Origin of the sequence: Rhodopirellula sp. UBA1907, assembly GCF_002337565.1 — a bacterium.
In the GTDB taxonomy this organism is placed as follows: Bacteria; Planctomycetota; Planctomycetia; order Pirellulales; family Pirellulaceae; genus Rhodopirellula; species Rhodopirellula europaea.
On sequence record NZ_DDGH01000089.1, the window covers coordinates 283396 to 303835 of the forward strand.

Sequence of the window (20440 nt, forward strand, 5' to 3'; positions counted from 1 at the left end):
CCTTTGTTGGTCTATGGCATGTCGATCGCGCCGCGTGAAGCCGTTGGGATCTCATTGGCATCGGTTGGCGGCACCGCGTTGTTTGGTGCGGTCCCAAGATTGATTCATGGCGAAGTTGAATTGAGGACCGGGTTGTTATTCGCGGTTGCTGGAATGGTGGGTGCCCCGATCGGATCGTATTTGTCGTCGTTGGTACCGGAGACGGCGTTGTTGTTGATGTTCGCGGTGTTGATGCTGGTTGTTGCGTACCGAATGTGGGCCAAAACAAAAGATCCAAGCATTGCCAGCGGCGTGTGCAACAGCGAAACCAGCACGGGACGCGACCGCAGTGCTTGTCAGCGTGACGAAGATGGCACACTACGTTTGACATCGAGGTGTGCACGGTTGCTCGTTCTGGTGGGACTGATGACGGGAGTGCTTTCAGGTTTGTTTGGTGTCGGTGGAGGGTTTGTCATCGTGCCCGCATTGGTCTTGTTCAGCGGAATGGCGATTCACCGAGCGGTTGGGACGTCGTTGTTTGTCATTGTCTTGGTCAGCGTCTCTGGAGTCGCTTCTCATCTGCTCAGTGGCAATGAACTTTCCATCTCAACCGCGTTGTTGTTCACGACGGGCGGATTCGTGGGGATGTGGTTGGGCGGGATCGTTGCGAAACGTTTGGAAGGTCCCACGCTTCAGAAAGTTTTCTCAATCGCGGTTGTGTTGGTCGCGACGTTCGTCCTTGTTAAATCCACGGTTTTGTAGCTCACAGTCACTTTCGAGAGGAGACAATCATGTTGCTCAAGTATTTCTACGATGACAAACTCGCTCACGCGTCCTATCTGGTCGGATGCCAGCGTGCCCGCGAAGCCATCGTGATCGATCCAGGTCGCGACATCGCCGACTATTTGGCGTTAGCGGAGCGGGAAGGTCTCAAGATCACGGCTGTCGCGGAGACGCATATTCATGCGGATTATGTATCCGGTGCTCGGGAGCTTGCTGATCGCGTGGGGGCCAAGCTGTACGTCTCTGATGAAGGACCGGCCGAGTGGAAGTATCTGTACCTCGACGGATACGCCAATCAATTGCTTCACGATGGCGATTCGTTTTCGATTGGTAAGATCAAGTTCGAAGTGATGCACACGCCTGGTCACACCCCTGAGAGTTTGTCGTTTGTTTTGACTGACCAAGGCGGTGGAGCCACCAGTCCGATGGGGATTTTTACAGGTGACTTCGTCTTCGTTGGTTCCATCGGTCGCCCCGATTTGCTGGAAGAGGCAGCCGGGATTGCCGGAACATCCGAGCCAGGAGCAAGGGATCTGTTTGCATCGATGAAGCGGTTTCGAGCCTTGCCGGATCACCTGCAAGTTTGGCCAGCTCACGGAGCAGGCAGTGCCTGTGGGAAAGGACTGGGGGCGATTCCCTCTTCGACCGTTGGTTACGAGAAACTCAATAATCCCGCACTGCAATACGACGACGAGGAATCCTTCGTTCGTTACATCCTCGCCGATCAACCGGAGGCACCGAAGTACTTTGCGGTAATGAAACGCGTCAACAAAGAAGGCCCTCGAGTGTTGGGTGAAGGGCACCATCATCAGATGCTCGAGCTAGCAGAACTACATGGTGCTTTGAAATCAGGGACCGTCGTCGATCTAGCACCCTCTTCCGAATTTGCGAAAGGGCATGTGCCCGGGGCGATCAACATTCCGATTGGGATGCTAGCGGCTTGGGCGGGTTGGTTGGTCGACTATGACAAACCGATGTACTTGATCTGCAAGCCAGAACAGCTGGAAGAAGCCGCTCGCGTGCTTCACAAGATTGGTGTCGAAGACATCGTCGGTGCTTTTGACGCACACAGCGTGCAGGCGTCAGGGGAGGCAGTGGAGGTCTACTCGACGGCCAAACCGGCCGAGTTGCTGCCTCGCATCGAATTGGGCCAAGTGACGCTGGTTGATGTTCGGTCGAACGAAGAGTGGAACGAGGGGCACATTCAAAATGCCAATCACCACTTCCTTGGTCGCTTGCCAAGTCGTTTGAGTGAACTGCCCAAGGACAAAACGGTCGTCGTCCATTGCTTGAGTGGTGCCCGATCATCGATTGCGGCCAGTGTTCTTCAAGCGAATGGCGTGAAAGACGTCATCAACATGGAGGGCGGCTACAAGGCTTGGGTACAAGCGGATTTGCCGAAGCAGAAAGAGACGGTGACTTTGTCGAGCTGAGTAGATCGACCATGAGTGATGAACCCCGGTTGGTTGATGAGAAGGCCATTTGGTCATATGACATCCGTGGCCGACGCGATCGGCACGGCAATACGATTCACATTTTTTGAGACATCAGGAGTCAAACGATGAGTAAAACGCAAACGATTGAGAACTTGCAAAAAGCGTTGGCCATGGAATTGACGGCAACGCACCAATACCAGTTGCACGCTTGCGTGCTGGACGATTGGGGTATGGGCCTGTTGGCTTCCAAAATGCGTGAAGAACTGCAAGAAGAGCTGGGGCACTCGGAAGACTTCTTGAACCGAATCTTGTTCTTGAAAGGGAATCCCAACTTGACGATGCAGAAAACGCCTGTTCAGGCAAAGACTCTCAAAGAGATGTTTGAATCTGACCTGGCTGACGAGCAGGAAGCCATCGACTTCTACACGACGGCCTCGATTCAGGCGAGCGAAGACCGAGACATTGGGACTCGCCAGTTGTTCGAACGAATTGCCGTGGATGAAGAAGGTCACGCTGGTTGGTTGGAGCTGCAATTGGACTTGCTGGAACGAATGGGCGAACCCGCCTACATCGCGAAGCACATGCCCGCGAATTCAGACGAATAGGCTGCTGTTGGCTTTTGACTGAGATATTTTTTCCGGCACGAACTTTGAAATAGGAACGATTCAATGAACCGAATGATTGGCTTGATGACGTTTGGGTGTTTGTCGTTCCTAGTGAGCCTGCCAGGGTTCACGCAAGAGAATTCCAGGGATGCTCAGTCAGAAGTCCAGCGAGGGGCAGGCTTTGGCCGTGGGCCGCGAGCCGGACGTGGACCGGAAGGTGGTCGGGGCTTTGGTCGAGGCCGTGGGATGAGGAACGGCCAGCGACATGGGGTGGAAGAAAATGGAGCGGGAGGAAACGGGCCGACGGCCGAACAGGTTGGCCATGATGACCGGCACGATGCTGACCATGAAGTGTTTCAGTTCCTGCTTCAAAACCATGATGCGATTCGGCGAACGGTCAAAGAGTTGCCTGCCGGCGTCGAAACGGTGACCGAATCGGATGATCCGAAGATTGCCGAGGCGATTCAGGAGCACGTCGAGTGGATGGAATATCGGATCGAAGAGACCAATCCGATTCGCATGCGAGATCCGTTGTTTGCGGAGATCTTTCGTCACACGGACAAGATCAAAATGGTTCACGAGAACACCGAAAGAGGCGTTCGTGTGACGGAAACCTCCGACGATGCCTACGTGGTGAAGTTGATTCAAGCTCACGCGAAAGCTGTTTCTGGTTTTGTCGAGCGGGGATTCGCCGAAGCCATGAAGAATCATCCGGTCCCCGAGAAGTCCAGCGACGCAGCGGGTGATGAAAAGCAGACGTTTGAAGCAACCACACCGGTGATCGACGGTGTTGGAAAGGTCGTGAGACTGCCCCACGCGGTTCAACAACCGAAGGTTGGGGCGAAGTTGCTGGTGGATTTAACCAGCGGTGCCGAGCCTGGCAAACTCAATCCCGGGCTGGAGAAAGTTGCGAAGTATCTGAACATCTACGCGGGGGCGGGTGAACTTCCGACGGAAGTTCAAATTGCGGTGGTCCTTCATGGCGGAGCGACGTTGGCTGTACTGAACTCCGACGCCTACGCGGCGAAGTTTGGCACAGAGACCAACCCGAACCTGGAACTGATGCATCAATTGCACGAGGCCGGAGTAGATTTGTATGTGTGCGGCCAATCGTTGATTGCATCGGGATCAAAACCGGATGAAGTGGTCGTGTTTGTCGACACGGCCGTTTCAGCTTTGACTGCTGTCGTCAACTTGCAGTCGGATGGCTTCGCCTACGTTCCCGTCAGTCGATGAGGGACGTGGTGTTTGACAGGTCTAGCGTTTAGGACGCTTCACTCCGTTTGCGTCGTGGGAATCGTTTTGACTTCGATGGGCTCGTGAGAAATCTGAACTTCATCAATCCAAACTTCCGCCGCATGATCGGTTGCGGTGATTCCAACTTCCAAGGCATTGAGCAAGGAGTCCGATGCGGGCAAAGTTGCAATCTCTTCGTCGATCAAAAGTTGATCGTTCTGCCAGATTTGCACTTGTCCCTTTTTATGATCCAAAACGAGGTGCACTGTTAAGAAGAACCACTCACCGATTGGTACTTCCACATTGGACTGACGCAGTTTGGGTTTCCAACCTGATTTGAGTTCATAGCCAAGATACTTTTGATCCCAAATCGTGATCCTTGGACCGGGGCTGTTGTACCGTCCACGTTCTTGGAAGTCGGCGATAGTGAATGGGACACCGGATTGAAGTTTGTATCTGCCTCGGAACCAAAGGTCGTCGCCTTCAACGAACCAAAGTCGATTGTTTTCCAACATGGACTTCGATGTCACCATCGATTCGGTTGGCGCGACCGCTGCGAATTTTGCGATCCCGTTCGCTGACTCGATCCGGTTGTCCAAGAAATCGCTTTCGCCCGAAAAGATCTTTCGACGCAGACTGACGTAGGCTTCCAGCGACGGTGAGGCGGGCGAGAGAGTATCGATTGTGGTCCAGCGGTCTTCGCCAAACCAGTTTCGGAACTGAGGCTCCGAGAAGTCGTCGAAGAAGGAACGATACATTTTGCCCGTTTCTTCTTGGTGTCGGACTAAGACAAAGTTCGAGGTTTGTTCCAGAATGTCGATGTCGGAAACCGTCGTCTTGGATGGAATCTTCGTCCATAAAGCGGCGGCCACAACAACGCAGCAAATCGCAAAACCTAGATAGACCAGTCGGCTCATGAAATTGCTTTCGGTGCGAAGGAGGCTGCTGCCGCGTCATCTCGTTGTTCGTGCAAGCCCGCAATTGTCGATGGTGGGCGAGCCAATGGCGAGGAGCGAATTGACCAGCTCAAATTTGCCAATTGCTGGACATCAGACTATTCGTTCATTTTGGGTTGGACTAAAATCAATCGCTATGTTTGCCAGTTTACCACACCCGAAATTTCAAAGCCGCTTGAACGCGCGTGTTTGTTTGGCGTGGTTGGGATGCGTGATGTTGCTTCCGTTGCCGGTGCCGATGATGCACCGTCACGATTGCATCGAAGCTCCTCAGGCGTTGGAAAACCACTTGGGCCAGTTGCATTCCGAGTCGCAACTTCAGTGTCTCGAGCCGGACGAAGCCCATTGGCACTTGGTGCTTCCTTCACATCGTTGCGGTGACGATGGAACCCACGATGGATTACCGATTCCGCCCCGGGACTATGTCGGTTCGGCTGGTGAGTCGGGGGTAAGTTTGGTTTCCGTGGTGGAGCAATTGACCAGCCTTTCGTGGTTGTTGGTCTCCATTGATCATGAATCGACGTTGGCGTCGACGCGGTCGGTTTGCGACCCAAGGATCCCGATTGCATCCGCGTCATGGCAGCGCGACCGTTGCACGCTTTCTTGCGTGATGCGTTGTTGATTTTGGTTCTCGTTTGATTGTTTGCTCACGATCCTTGTTGTTCGTGAGCAATCCGAGAACCTTTCTATATCAACATCAACATGAAATCAAAATATTGGTTGAGCGCGCTCGTTGCGCTACTCGTCGTGGTCGCCGCTGCCTGGAATTTAAAGAACCGCGAACTGGGCACAAATCAGGTCGATGCTTCCGCAAGTGACGAAGTTGACCGCGAGGCGTCGCCGACGAGTGACGTCGACGGCGCACAACGAATTCGTCTGAGCGATCGAAAGATCGACGTCGCAGGAATTCGTTGGGAAGAAGTCCAGCGTGGGACGCTCGTCGTCACACGGACTTTGCCGGCTCGATTCGCTTACGACGACACGCGTCACGTTTCATTGCGGACGCCAACAGATGGTGTGTTGGAATCCATCTTGGTCAAACCTGGAGATTCGGTTGATCGTGGGCAACCCGTCGCGGTGCTTCGCAGTCCGTCCATCGGAACGGCTCGGAACCAAGTTTTGAGCGAGAAGGCAATGTTGGACCTCGCCCAAGAAACCTATCGCTGGGAAGCCGACATCCATGCTGGCGTCTCGGATCTGGCCAAACGGATTCGCGCCGGGGAAGCGATTGATGTGATCAAGCAATCATTGAAAGACAAAACGATCGGCGAATTTGGCGGTCAATTGCTGACGATGTACAGCAAATCAAACCTTGCCAACCAGCTTTCGCGTTCGGTTGGCGATCTTGGTGACAGCGGCGCGATCAGCGGTCGAGTCATTCAGGAACGGCAAAGTGATCGGCAGCAAAGCGAAGCGGCGCTCGAGGCGGCCATCGAACAATCGCTGTTCCAAACTCGCCAATCGATGAATCAAGCCGAAGCCAGGCGGAACGAAGCGGAACGTCGACTGCGGATCGCGAAACAAACGCTTGGTACCTTGCTGGGGACACTGGCGGATTCGATGGGTGGTTTGGATGTTTCGCCTAACGAACTCGATGTTTCTCGGTTGACGATTCAGTCTCCACTGACAGGAACCATCGAAAGCAAGACGTTCTCGGCTTCGGAGCGAGTGGCGGCCCAGGACGAGTTGTTCGTGATCGCCGACGCATCGAGCTTGTGGGTTGAAGCGGACATTCGCGGACGGGATTGGCAGTCCATTCATGTCAGCGAGGGGGACGTTGTGATGGTGAGCACTCCCGCCATGAACATGCCTCCGCAGCCTGCCACGGTTTACACCATCGGTCGACAAGTGGATCCGGCGTCGGGGGCGATTCCTTTGGTGGCAAAGATTGATAACTCCGAGGGACGCTTTCGACCGGGCTTGTTCGCTCGCATGGCGGTGCCAACGGAAACGCTTCACGACGTGATTCTTCTTGCTGGGGCCGCCGTGGTGGATTTGGATGGCCAGACGAGTGTATTCGTGGTCAGTGGAGACGGATTTGAATCGGTCTCTGTCGAGGTTGGGTCGCAGAGCGGCGGAATGGTCGAAATCCGAGAAGGTTTGACGGAGGGGCAGTTGGCCGTTGTCTCCGGTGCATTTGCTCTCAAGAGTGAACTGCTGCTGGAAGGAGAGGAGTGATCATGCTTCAGCGACTGATTGAGTTTTCGCTCCAGAATCGTTTTTTGGTCATTGTCGGCACCCTGTTGATGGCAGGTTTAGGAATCCGCAGCGCACTGTTGCTGCCGATTGACGCGGTTCCCGATTTGATTAACACGCAGGTCACGGTCATCACGTCGGCCGGATCGTTGCCGCCGGTCGAGGTCGAACGTCAAGTGACCTATCCAATCGAGTGGTCGATGGGCGGACTGCCTGACGTCGACGAAGTTCGCAGTGTTTCTAAATTTGGGTTGTCGGTCATCACGATCGTTTTCAATGAAGGAACCGATGTGTACTTCGCCAACCAACAAGTTGGTTCGAGGTTGTCGGCAGCCGCGGCAAGTTTGCCGGAAGGCTACGGCCCGCCTGAAGTTGGACCAATGACCACCGCTTTGGGAGAGATCCTGCAGTTTGAAGTTCGTAGCGAATTAAAAACGCCGATGGAGCTGCGGACGTTGCTCGATTGGGAAATCGCACCGAAGTTGAAGGAAGTCAGCGGTGTGACCGAGATCAACGTGATGGGAGGTTTCTACAAAACGTTCGAGGTTCGGCCTGACCCAGACGGATTGATGGATCAGGGTTTGACTCTGGAGGAACTTTATTCGCGAATCGAAGCGGCCAATGCGAACGCCGGTGGTGGCTATGTCATTCACCATGACGAGCAGCGATTCATTCGCGGGCAGGCATTGCTCACCAGCGTGGATGATCTGAAGAGCATCGTTTTGCGGCGGGGCGAAAACGGGTCGCCGTTGCTGTTGTCTGACGTCGCCGACGTCATCATCGAACCAATGTCGCGCCAGGGGGCGGTCAGTCGAGACGGCAGGGGCGAAGCGGTGACGGGAATGGTGATGATGCGCATCGGCGAGAACTCTCGCGAAGTTGTTGGACGCATCAAAGAACGGATTGCAGAGGTGCAGGCGACGCTTCCCGACGATGTGATCTTGGACGTGATTTATGACCGGGAAGACTTGATCAACCGAACGCTTCACACGGTGATGAAGAACTTGCTCGAAGGCGGGGCGTTGGTTGCCATTGTTTTGCTGATCACGTTGGGCAGTCTTCGAGCTGGAATCATCGTTGCGTTGGCCATTCCGCTGTCGATGTTGTTTGCGTCCAACATGATGTTGGCTATGGGGATCTCCGCGAGTTTGATGAGTTTGGGGGCGATTGACTTTGGATTGATTGTGGATTCCTCCGTCATCATGGTCGAAAACTGTGTTCGTCGACTATCGCAAAGAGATTCGGGTGATGAGGAGGCATCCGGTGAAGCGGAGGTTGGCAGCTCGCCGAGGCATTCGCAATTGTTAGGAAAAGCCAAGACGCGAATGGCGACGATCCGAGATGCCTGCATGGAAGTTCGCGGGCCAACAATGTTTGGTGAACTGATCATCGCGGTGGTCTATGTCCCCGTGCTGTTGCTCGAAGGAACCGAAGGGAAAATGTTTCGTCCGATGGCGATGACGGTCCTCTTGGCTCTTTTCGGCTCCTTCATTTTGTCGATGACGTTGATGCCCGCGCTTGCGTCGTTGGCACTTCCAAAGAATCCGCATGATCACGATCTGTGGCCGATTCGGATGTTGAAGAAGGTCTACTTGCCTTTGGTCGGTCGTGCGATCGAGTCGCCCGCAGTCACCGCATTGGTCGCCGCATGTGTTTTCGCGATCAGTATTCCCGTGGCTCTGAATCTGGGTGCCGAGTTCATGCCGCGACTCAACGAAGGCGATCTGTTGGTCGAAGCGGTTCGGTTGCCCAGTGCATCGTTGGAAGGTGCCGAGATCATGGCACGGCAAGTCGAAACAGAATTGTTGAAGTTGCCGGAAGTCAAAACGGTGTTCACAAAAACCGGCCGACCTGAAATAGCCAATGATGTCATGGGGGTTCACCAAAGCGATGTGTGGGTGATGTTGAATCCGCCGGATACATGGCCGACGGTTAAATCGCGGGAAGAGCTGATCACGGAGATGGAAGCGATGCTGTCCGAGAGCGTTCCTGGCGTCGCCTTTGGATTCACGCAGCCCATCGAGATGCGTGTTGACGAGTTGGTTGCCGGAGTGAAGGCGGATGTGGCGGTGCTTTTGTATGGAGACGACCTGGAGACTCTTTCAACGAAAGCCAAGCAGATCGAACGTGCGCTTCGCAGTGTCCCAGGATCAGCCGATGTGAAGGCCGACATTCAATCGACACTGGCGACGTTGACGATCGAACCTGACCGAGAAGCGTTGGCCAGGTATGGCATCGATGCTCAGCAAGTCATGGATGTGGTGGATGCATTGGGCGGCCGTCCGGTGGGCGAAGTGATTGACGGCCGAGCGAGATTCCCGATCCAGGTGCGTCTTCCGGAAAATTGGCGGAGCGATGTTGAATTGCTCAAGCAGTTGCCCGTTGCTTTGGCGGGAGGAAAACCGGTACCGATGTATGAGGTTGCCAGCATTCAGTTGGAACAAACGCCACCAACGGTGGAGCATGAGGACGGCCGCCGACGCACGTTTGTTTCAGCGAATGTGCGGGGACGCGATGTCGCTTCGTTTGTTACCGAAGCCCAATCCATCGTGGCTCGCGATGTGACTTTGCCGCCAGGATACGAACTGCGGTGGGGAGGCGATTTTGAGAACCTTCAATCCGCCAGTCGTCGTTTGGCCATCATCACACCAATCATCTTGATTGTGATCTTCTTACTGCTCTTCACGTCCTTCAATTCCGCTTCGTTGGCCTCGCTGATCTTTTTGTGTGTGCCCATCGCCGCCAGTGGTGGCGTGTTCGCGTTGATGCTTCGTGACATGCCATTCAGCATTGCAGCAGGAGTGGGTTTCATCGCACTGTTTGGTGTGGCGGTCTTGAACGGATTGGTATGGGTGAGTGATGCCGAGCATCACCGCGTCGCTGGCACGGGGGTTCGGGAAGCGGCGCGAAGGGCAGCCGACGATCGATTGCGTCCGGTGCTGATGACCGCGATGGTTGCCAGTTTGGGATTCCTGCCGATGGCCCTGTCCACCAGCGACGGTGCGGAATTGCAACGCCCACTCGCAACGGTCGTCATTGGTGGCCTGATCACCAGCACACTGCTAACTTGCGTTGTAATCCCCGCGATTTACCCTTGGTTTTCATCGGGACCGCCGCCGGCGTCGATTGATGATTGATCTTTCGATCGATTTTCCGTTTTCCTGTGTGACAAATCTCGAAACGCTGTGTTTGGCTGGTAGGAGAAAAGAATGTCGCAAGGTCCGGAAACACGAGCGTCGCTGATTGGCAAGCTGAATGAGCCGACTTCGGAAGAGGTTTGGACGGAGTTTGTCACGATCTATCGGCCGCTGGTGGTTCGTGTCGCCTTGGCGAAAGGGTTGCAGCACGCGGACGCGGAAGATTTGACGCAAGACGTTTTCGCGGCGGTGCGACGGTCGCTGACAAAGTTTGAATCGCGTGGCAGCGGTTCGTTTCGTGCTTGGTTGTTCCAAATCACTCGCAACTTGGTCGTCAATCATCTGACGCGTTCCAAGGGACCGGTCGGATCGGGTGACAGTCACGTTCAACAGTGGTTGATGCAGCAACCCGAACGAGAGAACGAAACAGCCACCTTGTTCGACCACGAACTGCGTCGTCAGCAATTCCAACTCGCCGCCGATCGTGTGCAACCGCATGTGGTTCCCGCGACGTGGCAATCCTTTTGGATGACGGCCGTCGAGGGCAAATCCATCTCCTGTGTCGCGGAATCGCTTGGGAAGTCCGAGGGATCCGTGCGAATGGCAAAGTGCCGCGTGTTGGCTCGTTTGCAACAAGAAGCTCAAGCAATTTCTGGCCAGTGGGAGACGGAAGCATGATCGCACGCATTCGAGATGAGAAGCACGACGGTGGACTTCACTACGATCGAGAAACGCTCAACGACTACCTGCACGATCGCTTGGACGCGGACACGCAAGAAGTCACCCAGCACATCGAGGTGTGCGAGCAATGTCAGGCTCACGTGGAACGTTTGGTCACCGGTGACGTGACGTGGGAGGAAGTCGGCGAGTTGCTTCGGGAGCCGATCGCGAACGGTTGCGAACACCGCTCGGACGACTTTGAATTCGAATCCGAAGCCAAGGATCGCTCGAGTTGGATTCAGTTCCTTCAGCCTTCCGAAGCCCCCGGATCCATCGGCCGTTTTGCACGCTATGAGATTCATCAAATCCTTGGCCGCGGCGGGATGGGAATCGTGATGGAAGCGACGGACACGTCACTCGGCCGTCGCTGCGCGGTGAAGGTTCTCGCGCCTGAGTTGGCCACGTCCGCCGCCGCCCGCAAACGATTTTCGCGGGAAGCCAAAAGTGCCGCGGCGGTGGTTCATCCGCATGTGGTTCCAATTCAAACGGTCGACGAACACGAGGGACTGCCCTACTTGGTCATGTCGGTTGTGGATGGCCCGAGCCTGCAACAGCGAGTCGATCGCGATGGGCCGTTATCGTTGATCGAAACGGTCCGCATCGCGTCGCAGATCGCCGATGGCTTGGCCGCTGCACACGAGCAAGGTTTAGTGCATCGCGATATCAAACCTGCCAACGTGTTGCTGGAAAATGGCGTCGAGCGAGTCCAGATCACGGACTTCGGTTTGGCTCGAGCGGTGGACGACGCCAGCATGACTCGCAGTGGCGTGATCGCCGGAACGCCGCAGTACATGTCTCCGGAGCAAGCGCATGGGGATTCGATCGATCATCGCAGCGATCTGTTTTCGTTGGGCAGTGTGATCCACTTCATGTTGTCCGGTCGCAGCCCGTTCCGAGCGGAAACGACGATGGGAGTTCTCAACCGGATTGGCAACGACCAACCAAGATCGCTTCGACAGATCAACCCGGATGTTCCCGAGTGGCTTGATGCGATTGTGGCGAGATTGCTGAGCAAAGATCCCGACCTTCGCTACCAAAGTTCGTCGGAGGTCGCTGAGTTGCTAACAGCTTGGCAAGCTCATTTGCTGGATCCGGCCAACGCCAAGGCACCTGAGTCCGCATCGCAAGCGAAACCGCTGGCAAGTCGTTCCGGCATCAGCGGGCGTTTCAATGGCAAGCTGCCTTGGGTTCTTGTCGCCGGGATGTTTGGTTTCTTCGCTTGGGCCGCGACCGTCATCATCCTGCAGACCGACCAGGGAACACTCCGGATCGAAAGCTCCGCAGATGCAAACGTGCCGATTGTGATTCGCAAAGGAAACAAAGTCGTCGAGGAATTGACGGTGACCAGCGACGGTGCCTCCGTCGAAGTGAAGGCGGGCGAGTACGTGATCGAGATCGCTGGTGAAGCGGACGGGTTCGAGGTGTTGGACCAGTCCGTCGTCATTCAACGTGGCGAGACACAGGTGGCAAGGATCGCTTTGCTTGACACAGAAGCCTCCGATCGACCCAGCGCGGGCGACTGGCGAATGGAAGGCAAAGAACCGCCCAAGATCTCTCCGTTCACTCGGATGGAATATGACCACGGAAAAGTCTTGGTTGAATTCGAGTCCAAGACCTATCAGCTGTCAGGTGTGGATCAGTTCACCATCGCAAACCTTGTTCTGCAATCGCGAGCACTCTACGGTCGTAAATGGAAAAAGCGCTTGAGTGAGGACTTGGTCGAGTTGCTCTGGGAAATGAAGCACTTTCCTGGGGACACGGTGGACCTCTCGCTTAAGGATCTAGAGACAGGCGAAAGGAGGACGATCGTCGATGCGAAAATGACCGAGGCAAATCGAAACGAACTGTATCGGGACAATGAGCACAATCAACCGGAGAATGACGGCGATGTTAAGTCAACCGACCCACTCGAAAATCGGTTCCCAATGCACTGGGGAGGCGGTCCCGCTGGGTATCAAGTGCTGGTTGATCAATCAGTCAAACACTCGGGTGAGTTCAGTGCGTCGTTGGAAAGCACCAGTCAATCGTGGCAGCCAAGTTTCGGGACAATCGTCCAGGCGATTCAAGCTACCGAGTACACCGGAAAGCGGATTCGTTTCAGCGGTTTTATCAAGACAGACAAGACGGAGGCTGCCGGCTTGTGGTTGCGAGTCGATTCTGCCGAGCGTGGGACAGTCGGGTTCGACAACATGCAGTCTCGCCGAATTGAGGGAACCAATGACTGGCAGGAAGTGCAAATCGTTTTGGACGTTCCCAAGGATGCATCGGTGCTGACGTTTGGTGCGATTCTCTCCGGGGCTGGTCGCCTTTGGGTGGACGACTTATCGCTCGCGGTTGTTGATCAGGATGTTGAACCCACGCGGCCATCAATGCAGGGGAAGAAACAGGAAATTCAAGTCGCTGAGGGGCTGTCTGAGAGCCCACTGAATCTTGATTTTGAGTTTGGGGTTGGTTTAGTTCTCATTCGACCTGGCAAGAAGAGTGTTTTCGAGCGAGTGTCGGAGGTCTTTTCGGGAGAGGATGATTTTCGGGCAGGTTTTGAACCAAACTGATTTTGTGTTGAGTCGAGAGTCGGACCTGCTATTTGCCCAGAACAAGGTAGAGAAATCAGTGGGATAGGCTTCCAGCCTTTCGTGAAGAAGATGACAGGCTGGAAGCCTATCCCACTTGATACTCACCGAATCGAAAACGCGTTCTTCCCCAGCCACCCACGAAAGCAATGCCTACCGCGCCGGCCACTTCCATCCGTGCTGGCTCAGCAAGTCGGTTCCTTCGACGATGGTTTCGCCCGTCTCTTTGTTCAGACGCACCGGCACACAGATGTCGTCCCGTTCCAGTTGGACAACGAGATGTTGATTGTGACTGACGACAATGACTTGGCTTCGCTCGGCGGCTCGACAGATCATGTTTGCCAGCGGTCCGATCAGGTCCGGATGCAAGCTGGTTTCGGGTTCGTTCAACACCAACAACTCCGGTGGTCGCGGTGAGAACAACGCGGCCAGCAACAGCAGATACCGAAGCGTCCCATCGGACAATTCTCTCGCCGTGAGACCACGCAGCATGCCGGGTTGAGTCAGCACGACTTGCATGCCGCTCTCGCCGGATTGCACGTGGAGTTGCGAACCAGGGAAGGCTTCTTCAATCGCTTGTTCGACAATGTGGCTGTCGCCGATCTCGCGGATCGTTTGCAGTGCCGCGGCCAAGTTGGATCCATCGTTGGCCATCACCGGAGTGAACGTCTGAGGCGATGGCAATCGAGCGGGCGCGTGCGAGTCACATCGGAACGTGTCGTAGAACCTCCAACCCCGCAATTGCTCCTTCATCACGATGATCTCGGGAGCAGCGAAAGGATCGGCGTACTCGGTCATCAGGCTTGTCCCGCGAGACAAATGCAAGTCGATTTCTTGCCATTTGCCTTTCCCCGATCGGCATCGCAAGTTCGCTCCTTTGCGATCAACACACAGCGATCTCGCATCCGGCGTCGGCCCGGTCCAAATGCATTCGCGTTTGATCTCCGGATCAGCATCGAACATGGAGTTGGATGGAACGGGGCGACCCAGGTCGATGCAGTAGCTCATCGGATCGGCGGAGAAGGCGAGCTTCAATGCGATTGGTTTTCGACGCAAGGTTCCTTGCACGGGAACCTCACCGCGTTTCATTTCGTTGGGGATCGTCTCTGGGCCAGCCCAAAGGACCGATTCAAATCCGCCTTCTTCCGCCAACGATTGATTCAGGTTGCCATTGGCTGCGGAGGCGATCAAACGCAGCGAACGATACAGATTGGTTTTACCGCTGCCATTTGGACCGGTGACCACCGTCAACTCACCCAGTCGCACGGTCAGCGAGCGAATCGAACGGTAGCCGGCGATTGCAATGCGGTGGATCAAGAGAAAGGCACCGTGGGGATCCAGAGTCGGACGTGTTTCTGGTAACGATGATAGTCTGCCCCGAACCGAAGCTGAAGATCGCGTTCTTCGACCGGGCGGACAAAGACGTGCCAGACCACTGCCCCGCACAGGGCGTAAGCAATGACAGGAAGGCTGCCGAGGAACCATCCCACTGCGATGCCCTGAACGATGCCCGCGAGTGCCATCGGGTTGCGAACGTAGCGGTACGGCCCGGCGATCACCAAACGAGGTGCGGTGACCGTGGGCAGAGGCGTGCCATCGCCGCGAATCGCCATCGTGATACCGCTCCATAGCCCAAGCGACGATGCAACAAGAAACAAACCACCGGACAATGGTGACTGCAGTGGATGTTGAAACACTTGCCATCCGAGTCGAAGTTGCAGTTCAACGATTCCCATCGGCAGCACCCACAGAAACGTCCCCCAGAAGATCACGGTTTGCCCCAGAGTCAACGCGGTTGCAACGGCAGGACTCATCGAAGCAACACGAATCGTGGCGGGAGATTGCGAAGTGTTTCCATGGATCGTTGCCATGGACAGCGACAACCCAGCCATGCAAATCATCATCGCCGATGCGATCCAAGCTTCTCCGGTTTGCAGGCTGGTCGCGATGCAAACCAAGGTCGGGTACCAAGTGACCGCGGCAACGACCCAGACCAACGTGGCGGCCAAAGACGCTTGATGCCACACGCAAATCGCGGCCAAGAGTGAGCCAGCGATGATCAACACGAAGTCCGCCATCCAAAACGAAAGCAGTGCACCGTCGGGCCAATCCTTCGGCTGAAACCAATCGATGCTGGATGGAATAGCGAACAGCAACACCCACCACGCCAGCGTGCCAAAGGCTTGCACCGCGAGATAGGCCGAGACAATCCGAACGGGAGTGTCGCTGGTCGCGGTCTCGTTGCTTGGCGTTTGCTGCGCGTGGCGGTTGGTCACACTGAATCCGACTGCTGCGAAAAGACTCCATGATACGACGGAATCGCTCAGTCGTCCTCTGAAAGCGGATCAGCAGACACGTTGTCCTTTTCCAAGGCACGTGTCTTTGGCAGCTTCTTCTAGATCGCGATTAGCGGCGCTGGCGATAAACTCGATTTGCCGAGCAGGTGCCACCGGAGCAAGTCGGAGCCGAGTACGTCTGGTATCGGGCACCTTGCCATGAACTGGCGGGTGCCGACGAGACAGGCACACCTTGGGTGGACTGATAACTCGGAGCGTAGCTGGTGTAGCTCGAGCTGGTCGGAGTCGAGACGGGTGTCGAGTAACGGATCGTTGGCTGGGCAATGGGTTGGGGCGAGGCGACGGTTCCGCCGCAGTTGCCGGATGCACAACCTGATCCAACTGCAATCGGTGCCGCTTGAGTCGACGTGTACATGCTGGTCGTGGAATGCACCGGGGGTGCGGAATAAGTCACCTGCGGCGACACCGCTTGAGCGGCTGCACAAGCCGCTCCGCATGAACCGCTTTGTGCGCTGGCATCACTGCTCATGGCAACCACCAATACAGCGGCGAACGCGACTACAGAGTCCTTCCATCCAAATTTCATCTTGGTTTCTCATCGACAAAGGTTCGATTGGGACACAGCTCCATGTCCCGTGATCCAACCTGATGCGGATTCTGGATTTGCATCCGCCACGAAGTCGCGCGTGATGTCGAAGTTCTTGTGCCTTTTTGGGGCGAAAACGCTCCTCGATCAGGTGGTCTTCTCACGCACCGGCGGAGCCAGCAAAGCTACCATTCACGAGTGTTTGTCACGTGTGACGCTGGATCGAGTTGCTTCGACAATGAAAATGTTTTTCTCTGCTTTTGTCTGTAACAAATGCAATGACCAACGTAGGTCGCTGTCACAACAAACCCGGCGTCAGTTGATTTGTCGGATCACTTTGCCTGGATTTCCGACGACGAGAGATCCTGCAGGCACGTCCTTGGTCACCACGCTGCCCGCACCAATCACGCTGCGGTCACCGATCGTGACGCCCGCGCAAATGATCGCTTTGCCGCCGATCCAAACATCGTTTCCGATGGTGACCGGTTTTCCATACTCCTGGGTGCAGCGCAAATGTGATTCCAAGGGATGCGTTGCTGTGTAGATGTGGACGCCGGGGGCAATGAAGACGGAGTTTCCGATTCGCACGTCGCAAACGTCCAGGACCACGCAATCAAAGTTGAAGTAGACGTGCTCGCCGAGATGGATGTTGGTTCCGTAGTCGCAGCGAAACGGCGGTTCCAACCAAACGGAGTCGCCACCGCTGGCGAACAGTCCTTTCAAAATACGTCGTCGATTTTCTTCATCACGAGGTGAACTGTGATTGAGTTCGTGACAACGTTCGCGAGCGACCAAGCGTGCTTCCGCCAGTTCCGGATCACTCGCATCATAAAGCCCACCGGCAAGCATCTTTTCCTTCTCGGATCTCAGCGGGGCACCGCTCACTTCAAGTCGCCAATCAGCATCAACGAGGAGGCGTACCACGTTTGGTCTTTGTACTTTTCTGGCTTCGCATCGAAATCCGCTTGGTTTCGGTCAAAGAGAATCTCTCGCTTGTCCAGTTGTGTGGGCGTCAATTCAATTTTGACGGTGTGTCGTCCCGGTTCCAATTCCGCGCCAACTTTCAGTGTTGCCATTCGGTGGTAGGTGCAATAACCATCAATTCGATTGCGAGTGAATTCATTCCCGTCGATTTGGACACGCACTTCGCCACCATCCGGGCCAAGGATGTCGAACACTCCCGCGTTGGTACCTTCGAACGTGAACTCCAAGCTGGCACCAGGGCCGTTGGCTTGATAGAGCTCGGACATGTTCCGTTGAAACCGCTTGGCCAACGAATGGTCCGAGGGGAGCTTGGTCCAGTCCCCGCTTAACATCTCGGGCTCAATGGTGACCATCTTGGCTTGTTCCCAGTTGTCATCTCGGAGTGGCTTTCCAAGCGAATGCGGCTGTGTGGTTTGGTTTGCATCGATGATCTTCGGCCATGATCGTGCAATCGTTTCGGTGTAGACGCGGTGTCCGGTTTCGACGTGCGGGTGAACCCCGTCGCTTGAGAAGACCATTGGTTCCGCGTTCATGTCCGCAGGCTTGGGTGCTTTGAAAACAAGTTTGCCAGCGGATTCCAAGCGTGCGACTTCGACGCCAAAGTGGATGGAGGGAATCGAATAGTGGTCGGCCAACACTTCCATCGCGCTGGCCGCACGAGGCATCTTGCCGGATTGCAAATCAGAGAGCATCTGCTGCGTCAGTGTGTAGACAAAGCAAATGTCAGTGTTCGGATTCGCGGCCCAGGTTTGACGCACGATCCCTTCCATGGATTGATGGATGCGTTCGGGGGAGGTTCCGCCATCGTTGACAGCGAATTCCACAAACAACAAATCCGGATCGTGTTGCAACGCATCACGCTGAAGACGAAACACACCGAGGCCTGACCCGGTGCCACCAATCGCCGCATGAATTTCTTCGATGGTTGCCGCTGGGTATTGCTGTTGCAGCCACTGGCGCGACTGGATCCGCCAGCCCGGTGCGGCAGTGATGCTGCCGCCGAGATAGGCAACGCGAACGGTTTCGCCTGATTCGACCTTGGCGGTGAAGTGAGGCAGTCCGGCGCGAGGATGGCATTCCACCGTATCTCGAAGTTCAAACTCGCCGTGAGCTTGATGCGAGGTGAACAAACAAAAGATCAGACAGCAAAGCGTGCTTGAGGGTCGGAGCATTGAACGGAGATCGGTGAGCGGGAGGCGTTTGGGATGGGAGAGATTGATGGCCGTCGCTGGTGCTACAATCCTGCGAGAGTGCGTGAGCTTTGCCGGCGGGAATCGCGATTGTAACTGCGATTGCGAGGTGATTTGGGTTTTCGGTTCGGACCGCAGTTTGGTTTCGATAGGTTCAGAAAGGAAGTTCACTCATGCAGAACGGAACGAGCAACTTGAAAGATCACCTTCCTGGCTATCGACGTCTTTCGCGATTGCCAAAGCAATTCTTGGCGATCAGTCCGTTTGATGGGGATTGCATGCCGTCACGCGTGCGTTTGTTTGATCCGAGATCAGGTCGGCCCACCCAGCCGTTTCCGCACCGCTGGAATTTCGAAGATCCAGTTCGAATTCTCGAAACGTACTTTTGGAATGCTGAAGAAGAACAAGGTCCGGGCCGCCACAATCGGTACCTCGATGTTCCCGGGTTTGCACCTGTGCTGGTGACTCGTGATCCGGGCATGATCCGAGCCATCGCGACAGCGACTGGAGATCGAGAGGGGCAATTCGATCGAGACACGCTTCCCTCGGTCGGCATTGCTCGAGCGACCGGCACCGATACGTTGCTATACGCCAACGGAGCGGAGTGGAAAAAACAGCGGAAAATCGCGGCCTGTCCATTCGGCAAAACGACCTTGTTTCAACCGGAACAGTTTTGCGAGTTCGCCGACACGTTTCGAGAAACGGTTCGCGGACGGATCGATGTGCTGCGACAACATCTAGCGGCCAGTGGTCAAGAGACCGTGGGCATTCCGTTGGAACCCGAAGTCAAGGTGGTGATGCTGGAAATGCTCACCAACAACTTTTTTGGTGCCGAAATCAGCTATGAAGAGCTGCGTGAAAAGTATGTTCCTGCTTTGGAGCGTGTGATCGACCATATTGTCTCAGACACGGTGAAGAATCGGCTTGGGGTTCCATGGCGGAAGTTTCCGAGCTTGAGCGATCGGATTGTTCGAGCGAAAGCAGATGATGCCACGTTCGAGGAATTGACGCAGAGAATTTTGGCTCCACGCGGCGAGAAGAAAGCTTTGTGGAAGCAATTCAAGTCAGATGCACCCGATGCGAAGTTGATCAGCAACCTCAAGGTCTTCTTGGCGGGTGCTTTGGAGGCGACGACGTCCTACGCGACTTGGGCGATCTCTCATTTGGCGCGTCATCCCGACGCGCAAGAGAAAGTCTTCGAAGAAGTGAAGGACATAGATGTTTACACACCGGAGATCTTGGCGGGGGCGAAATACCTGCGAGCGGTGCTGGACGAGACATTGCGGTTGACACCTTCGTTGTACTTTTTGCCGCGACGAGCCACCGCTGATACTTGGGTAACGTCGGCCGACGGTCGGAAAATGTTCATTCCCTGGGGCACCCATTTGTTGCTGGACGTGTGGCATGCCAATCGTCATGAGGACCACTGGGGCGTGGAGGTGTCCGGCTATCCGGCGAACGTGTTTGAACCCGATCGCTGGCGAATTCTTGCCGAGTCGGGTCGGGCAACAAAGGACACGTTGCATTTCGGTTTTGGGCACGGCCCGAGAGTTTGTCCCGGCAAACACCTGGGCGAATTGGAGGTCGGGTTGACCGTTGGGGCATTGGTGAAAACGTTCCGTTTCCGGTCGGAATTGCCACAGAATCCTGCCCGCGCGGGTGTCTCCACCAAACCCGCTGATGGAACCCGCGTTTGCATGTCGCTTCGTTCGCCATGAGGTGGCGCGGTGGCCAGGCGACTTCGACTGCCAGCGGCGAACGCTAT

At 55.4% G+C, this 20440-nt stretch carries 15 protein-coding genes; 9 read left to right on the forward strand and 6 right to left on the reverse strand.

Features of this window, described 5'->3' with window-relative positions; all coding sequences use genetic code 11:
• From B2R17_RS20440 to B2R17_RS20455, 4 genes are all read left to right on the forward strand, one after another.
• Positions 1-741 (forward strand): sulfite exporter TauE/SafE family protein (locus tag B2R17_RS20440; protein ID WP_286765424.1); only part of this gene is annotated, 741 nt, incomplete at its 5' end.
• A 29-nt stretch (positions 742-770) separates the two neighbouring features.
• Entirely contained in the window at positions 771-2195 is a 1425-nt protein-coding gene (locus B2R17_RS20445; protein WP_286765425.1) for a rhodanese-like domain-containing protein, read from the forward strand.
• A gap of 128 nt (positions 2196-2323) precedes the next feature.
• Entirely contained in the window at positions 2324-2803 is a 480-nt protein-coding gene (locus tag B2R17_RS20450) for a bacterioferritin (RefSeq protein WP_286765426.1), read from the forward strand.
• Between the two features lie 63 nt (positions 2804-2866).
• The gene (locus B2R17_RS20455; RefSeq protein WP_286765427.1) at positions 2867-4039 is read left to right on the forward strand and encodes a DsrE family protein; all 1173 of its coding nucleotides are present in this window, start codon (positions 2867-2869) and stop codon (positions 4037-4039) included.
• Between the two features lie 38 nt (positions 4040-4077).
• Here B2R17_RS20455 and B2R17_RS20460 read toward each other — a convergent pair whose 3' ends face one another.
• Positions 4078-4956, reverse strand: a complete 879-nt coding sequence (locus B2R17_RS20460) for a membrane or secreted protein (protein WP_286765428.1) — start codon at positions 4954-4956, stop codon at positions 4078-4080.
• A gap of 741 nt (positions 4957-5697) precedes the next feature.
• Between B2R17_RS20460 and B2R17_RS20465 the strand changes: the two genes are divergently transcribed.
• The 4 genes from B2R17_RS20465 to B2R17_RS20480 all read left to right on the forward strand — a co-directional run bounded on the left by B2R17_RS20465 (position 5698) and on the right by B2R17_RS20480 (position 13600).
• Positions 5698-7173 carry an efflux RND transporter periplasmic adaptor subunit gene (locus B2R17_RS20465; protein ID WP_286765429.1) on the forward strand — a complete coding sequence of 492 codons (1476 nt, stop codon included), beginning with the start codon at positions 5698-5700 and terminating at the stop codon, positions 7171-7173.
• Complete coding sequence (locus B2R17_RS20470) at positions 7170-10328, forward strand: CusA/CzcA family heavy metal efflux RND transporter (protein WP_339886590.1); 3159 nt, start codon at positions 7170-7172, stop codon at positions 10326-10328. The genes B2R17_RS20465 and B2R17_RS20470 overlap by 4 nt, the downstream gene beginning before the upstream one ends.
• Positions 10329-10400: 72 nt before the next feature.
• A complete protein-coding gene (locus B2R17_RS20475) occupies positions 10401-11006 on the forward strand; it encodes an RNA polymerase sigma factor (RefSeq protein WP_008668677.1) in 606 nt (201 codons plus the stop codon).
• On the forward strand, positions 11003-13600 hold the full coding sequence (locus tag B2R17_RS20480) for a serine/threonine-protein kinase (RefSeq protein ID WP_286765431.1): 2598 nt from the start codon (positions 11003-11005) through the stop codon (positions 13598-13600). The genes B2R17_RS20475 and B2R17_RS20480 overlap by 4 nt, the downstream gene beginning before the upstream one ends.
• Before the next feature lie 171 nt (positions 13601-13771).
• On the opposite strand, the gene B2R17_RS20485 is transcribed toward B2R17_RS20480, so the two are convergent.
• The 5 genes from B2R17_RS20485 to B2R17_RS20505 form a co-directional block, all read right to left on the reverse strand.
• Positions 13772-14935, reverse strand: coding sequence for an AAA family ATPase (locus tag B2R17_RS20485; protein ID WP_286765432.1), 1164 nt, complete (start codon positions 14933-14935; stop codon positions 13772-13774).
• Positions 14932-15894, reverse strand: coding sequence for a methyltransferase family protein (locus tag B2R17_RS20490; RefSeq protein WP_286765433.1), 963 nt, complete (start codon positions 15892-15894; stop codon positions 14932-14934). Before B2R17_RS20490 ends, B2R17_RS20485 begins: the two co-directional genes overlap by 4 nt.
• A gap of 130 nt (positions 15895-16024) precedes the next feature.
• Positions 16025-16444, reverse strand: coding sequence for a hypothetical protein (locus B2R17_RS20495; protein ID WP_286765434.1), 420 nt, complete (start codon positions 16442-16444; stop codon positions 16025-16027).
• A gap of 372 nt (positions 16445-16816) precedes the next feature.
• Positions 16817-17386 (reverse strand): sugar O-acetyltransferase, encoded by a 570-nt coding sequence (locus B2R17_RS20500; protein ID WP_286765435.1) that lies wholly within the window; start codon positions 17384-17386, stop codon positions 16817-16819.
• Positions 17383-18657 (reverse strand): SGNH/GDSL hydrolase family protein, encoded by a 1275-nt coding sequence (locus tag B2R17_RS20505; RefSeq protein WP_286765436.1) that lies wholly within the window; start codon positions 18655-18657, stop codon positions 17383-17385. The genes B2R17_RS20500 and B2R17_RS20505 overlap by 4 nt, the downstream gene beginning before the upstream one ends.
• Before the next feature lie 191 nt (positions 18658-18848).
• Here B2R17_RS20505 and B2R17_RS20510 point away from each other — a divergent pair, with 191 nt between their 5' ends.
• Positions 18849-20393, forward strand: a complete 1545-nt coding sequence (locus tag B2R17_RS20510; RefSeq protein ID WP_286765437.1) for a cytochrome P450 — start codon at positions 18849-18851, stop codon at positions 20391-20393.
• Positions 20394-20440 lie beyond the last annotated feature (47 nt).

What these genes read in the sequence shown, in the direction of transcription:
- B2R17_RS20445 (WP_286765425.1), top strand. Translation starts at nt 771, where the DNA reads ATGTTGCTCAAGTATTTCTACGATGACAAACTCGCTCACGCGTCCTAT.
- B2R17_RS20450 (WP_286765426.1), top strand. Translation starts at nt 2,324, where the DNA reads ATGAGTAAAACGCAAACGATTGAGAACTTGCAAAAAGCGTTGGCCATG.
- B2R17_RS20455 (WP_286765427.1), top strand. Translation starts at nt 2,867, where the DNA reads ATGAACCGAATGATTGGCTTGATGACGTTTGGGTGTTTGTCGTTCCTA.
- B2R17_RS20460 (WP_286765428.1), bottom strand. Translation starts at nt 4,956, where the DNA reads ATGAGCCGACTGGTCTATCTAGGTTTTGCGATTTGCTGCGTTGTTGTG.
- B2R17_RS20465 (WP_286765429.1), top strand. Translation starts at nt 5,698, where the DNA reads ATGAAATCAAAATATTGGTTGAGCGCGCTCGTTGCGCTACTCGTCGTG.
- B2R17_RS20475 (WP_008668677.1), top strand. Translation starts at nt 10,401, where the DNA reads ATGTCGCAAGGTCCGGAAACACGAGCGTCGCTGATTGGCAAGCTGAAT.
- B2R17_RS20480 (WP_286765431.1), top strand. Translation starts at nt 11,003, where the DNA reads ATGATCGCACGCATTCGAGATGAGAAGCACGACGGTGGACTTCACTAC.
- B2R17_RS20495 (WP_286765434.1), bottom strand. Translation starts at nt 16,444, where the DNA reads ATGAGCAGTGATGCCAGCGCACAAAGCGGTTCATGCGGAGCGGCTTGT.
- B2R17_RS20505 (WP_286765436.1), bottom strand. Translation starts at nt 18,657, where the DNA reads ATGCTCCGACCCTCAAGCACGCTTTGCTGTCTGATCTTTTGTTTGTTC.
- B2R17_RS20510 (WP_286765437.1), top strand. Translation starts at nt 18,849, where the DNA reads ATGCAGAACGGAACGAGCAACTTGAAAGATCACCTTCCTGGCTATCGA.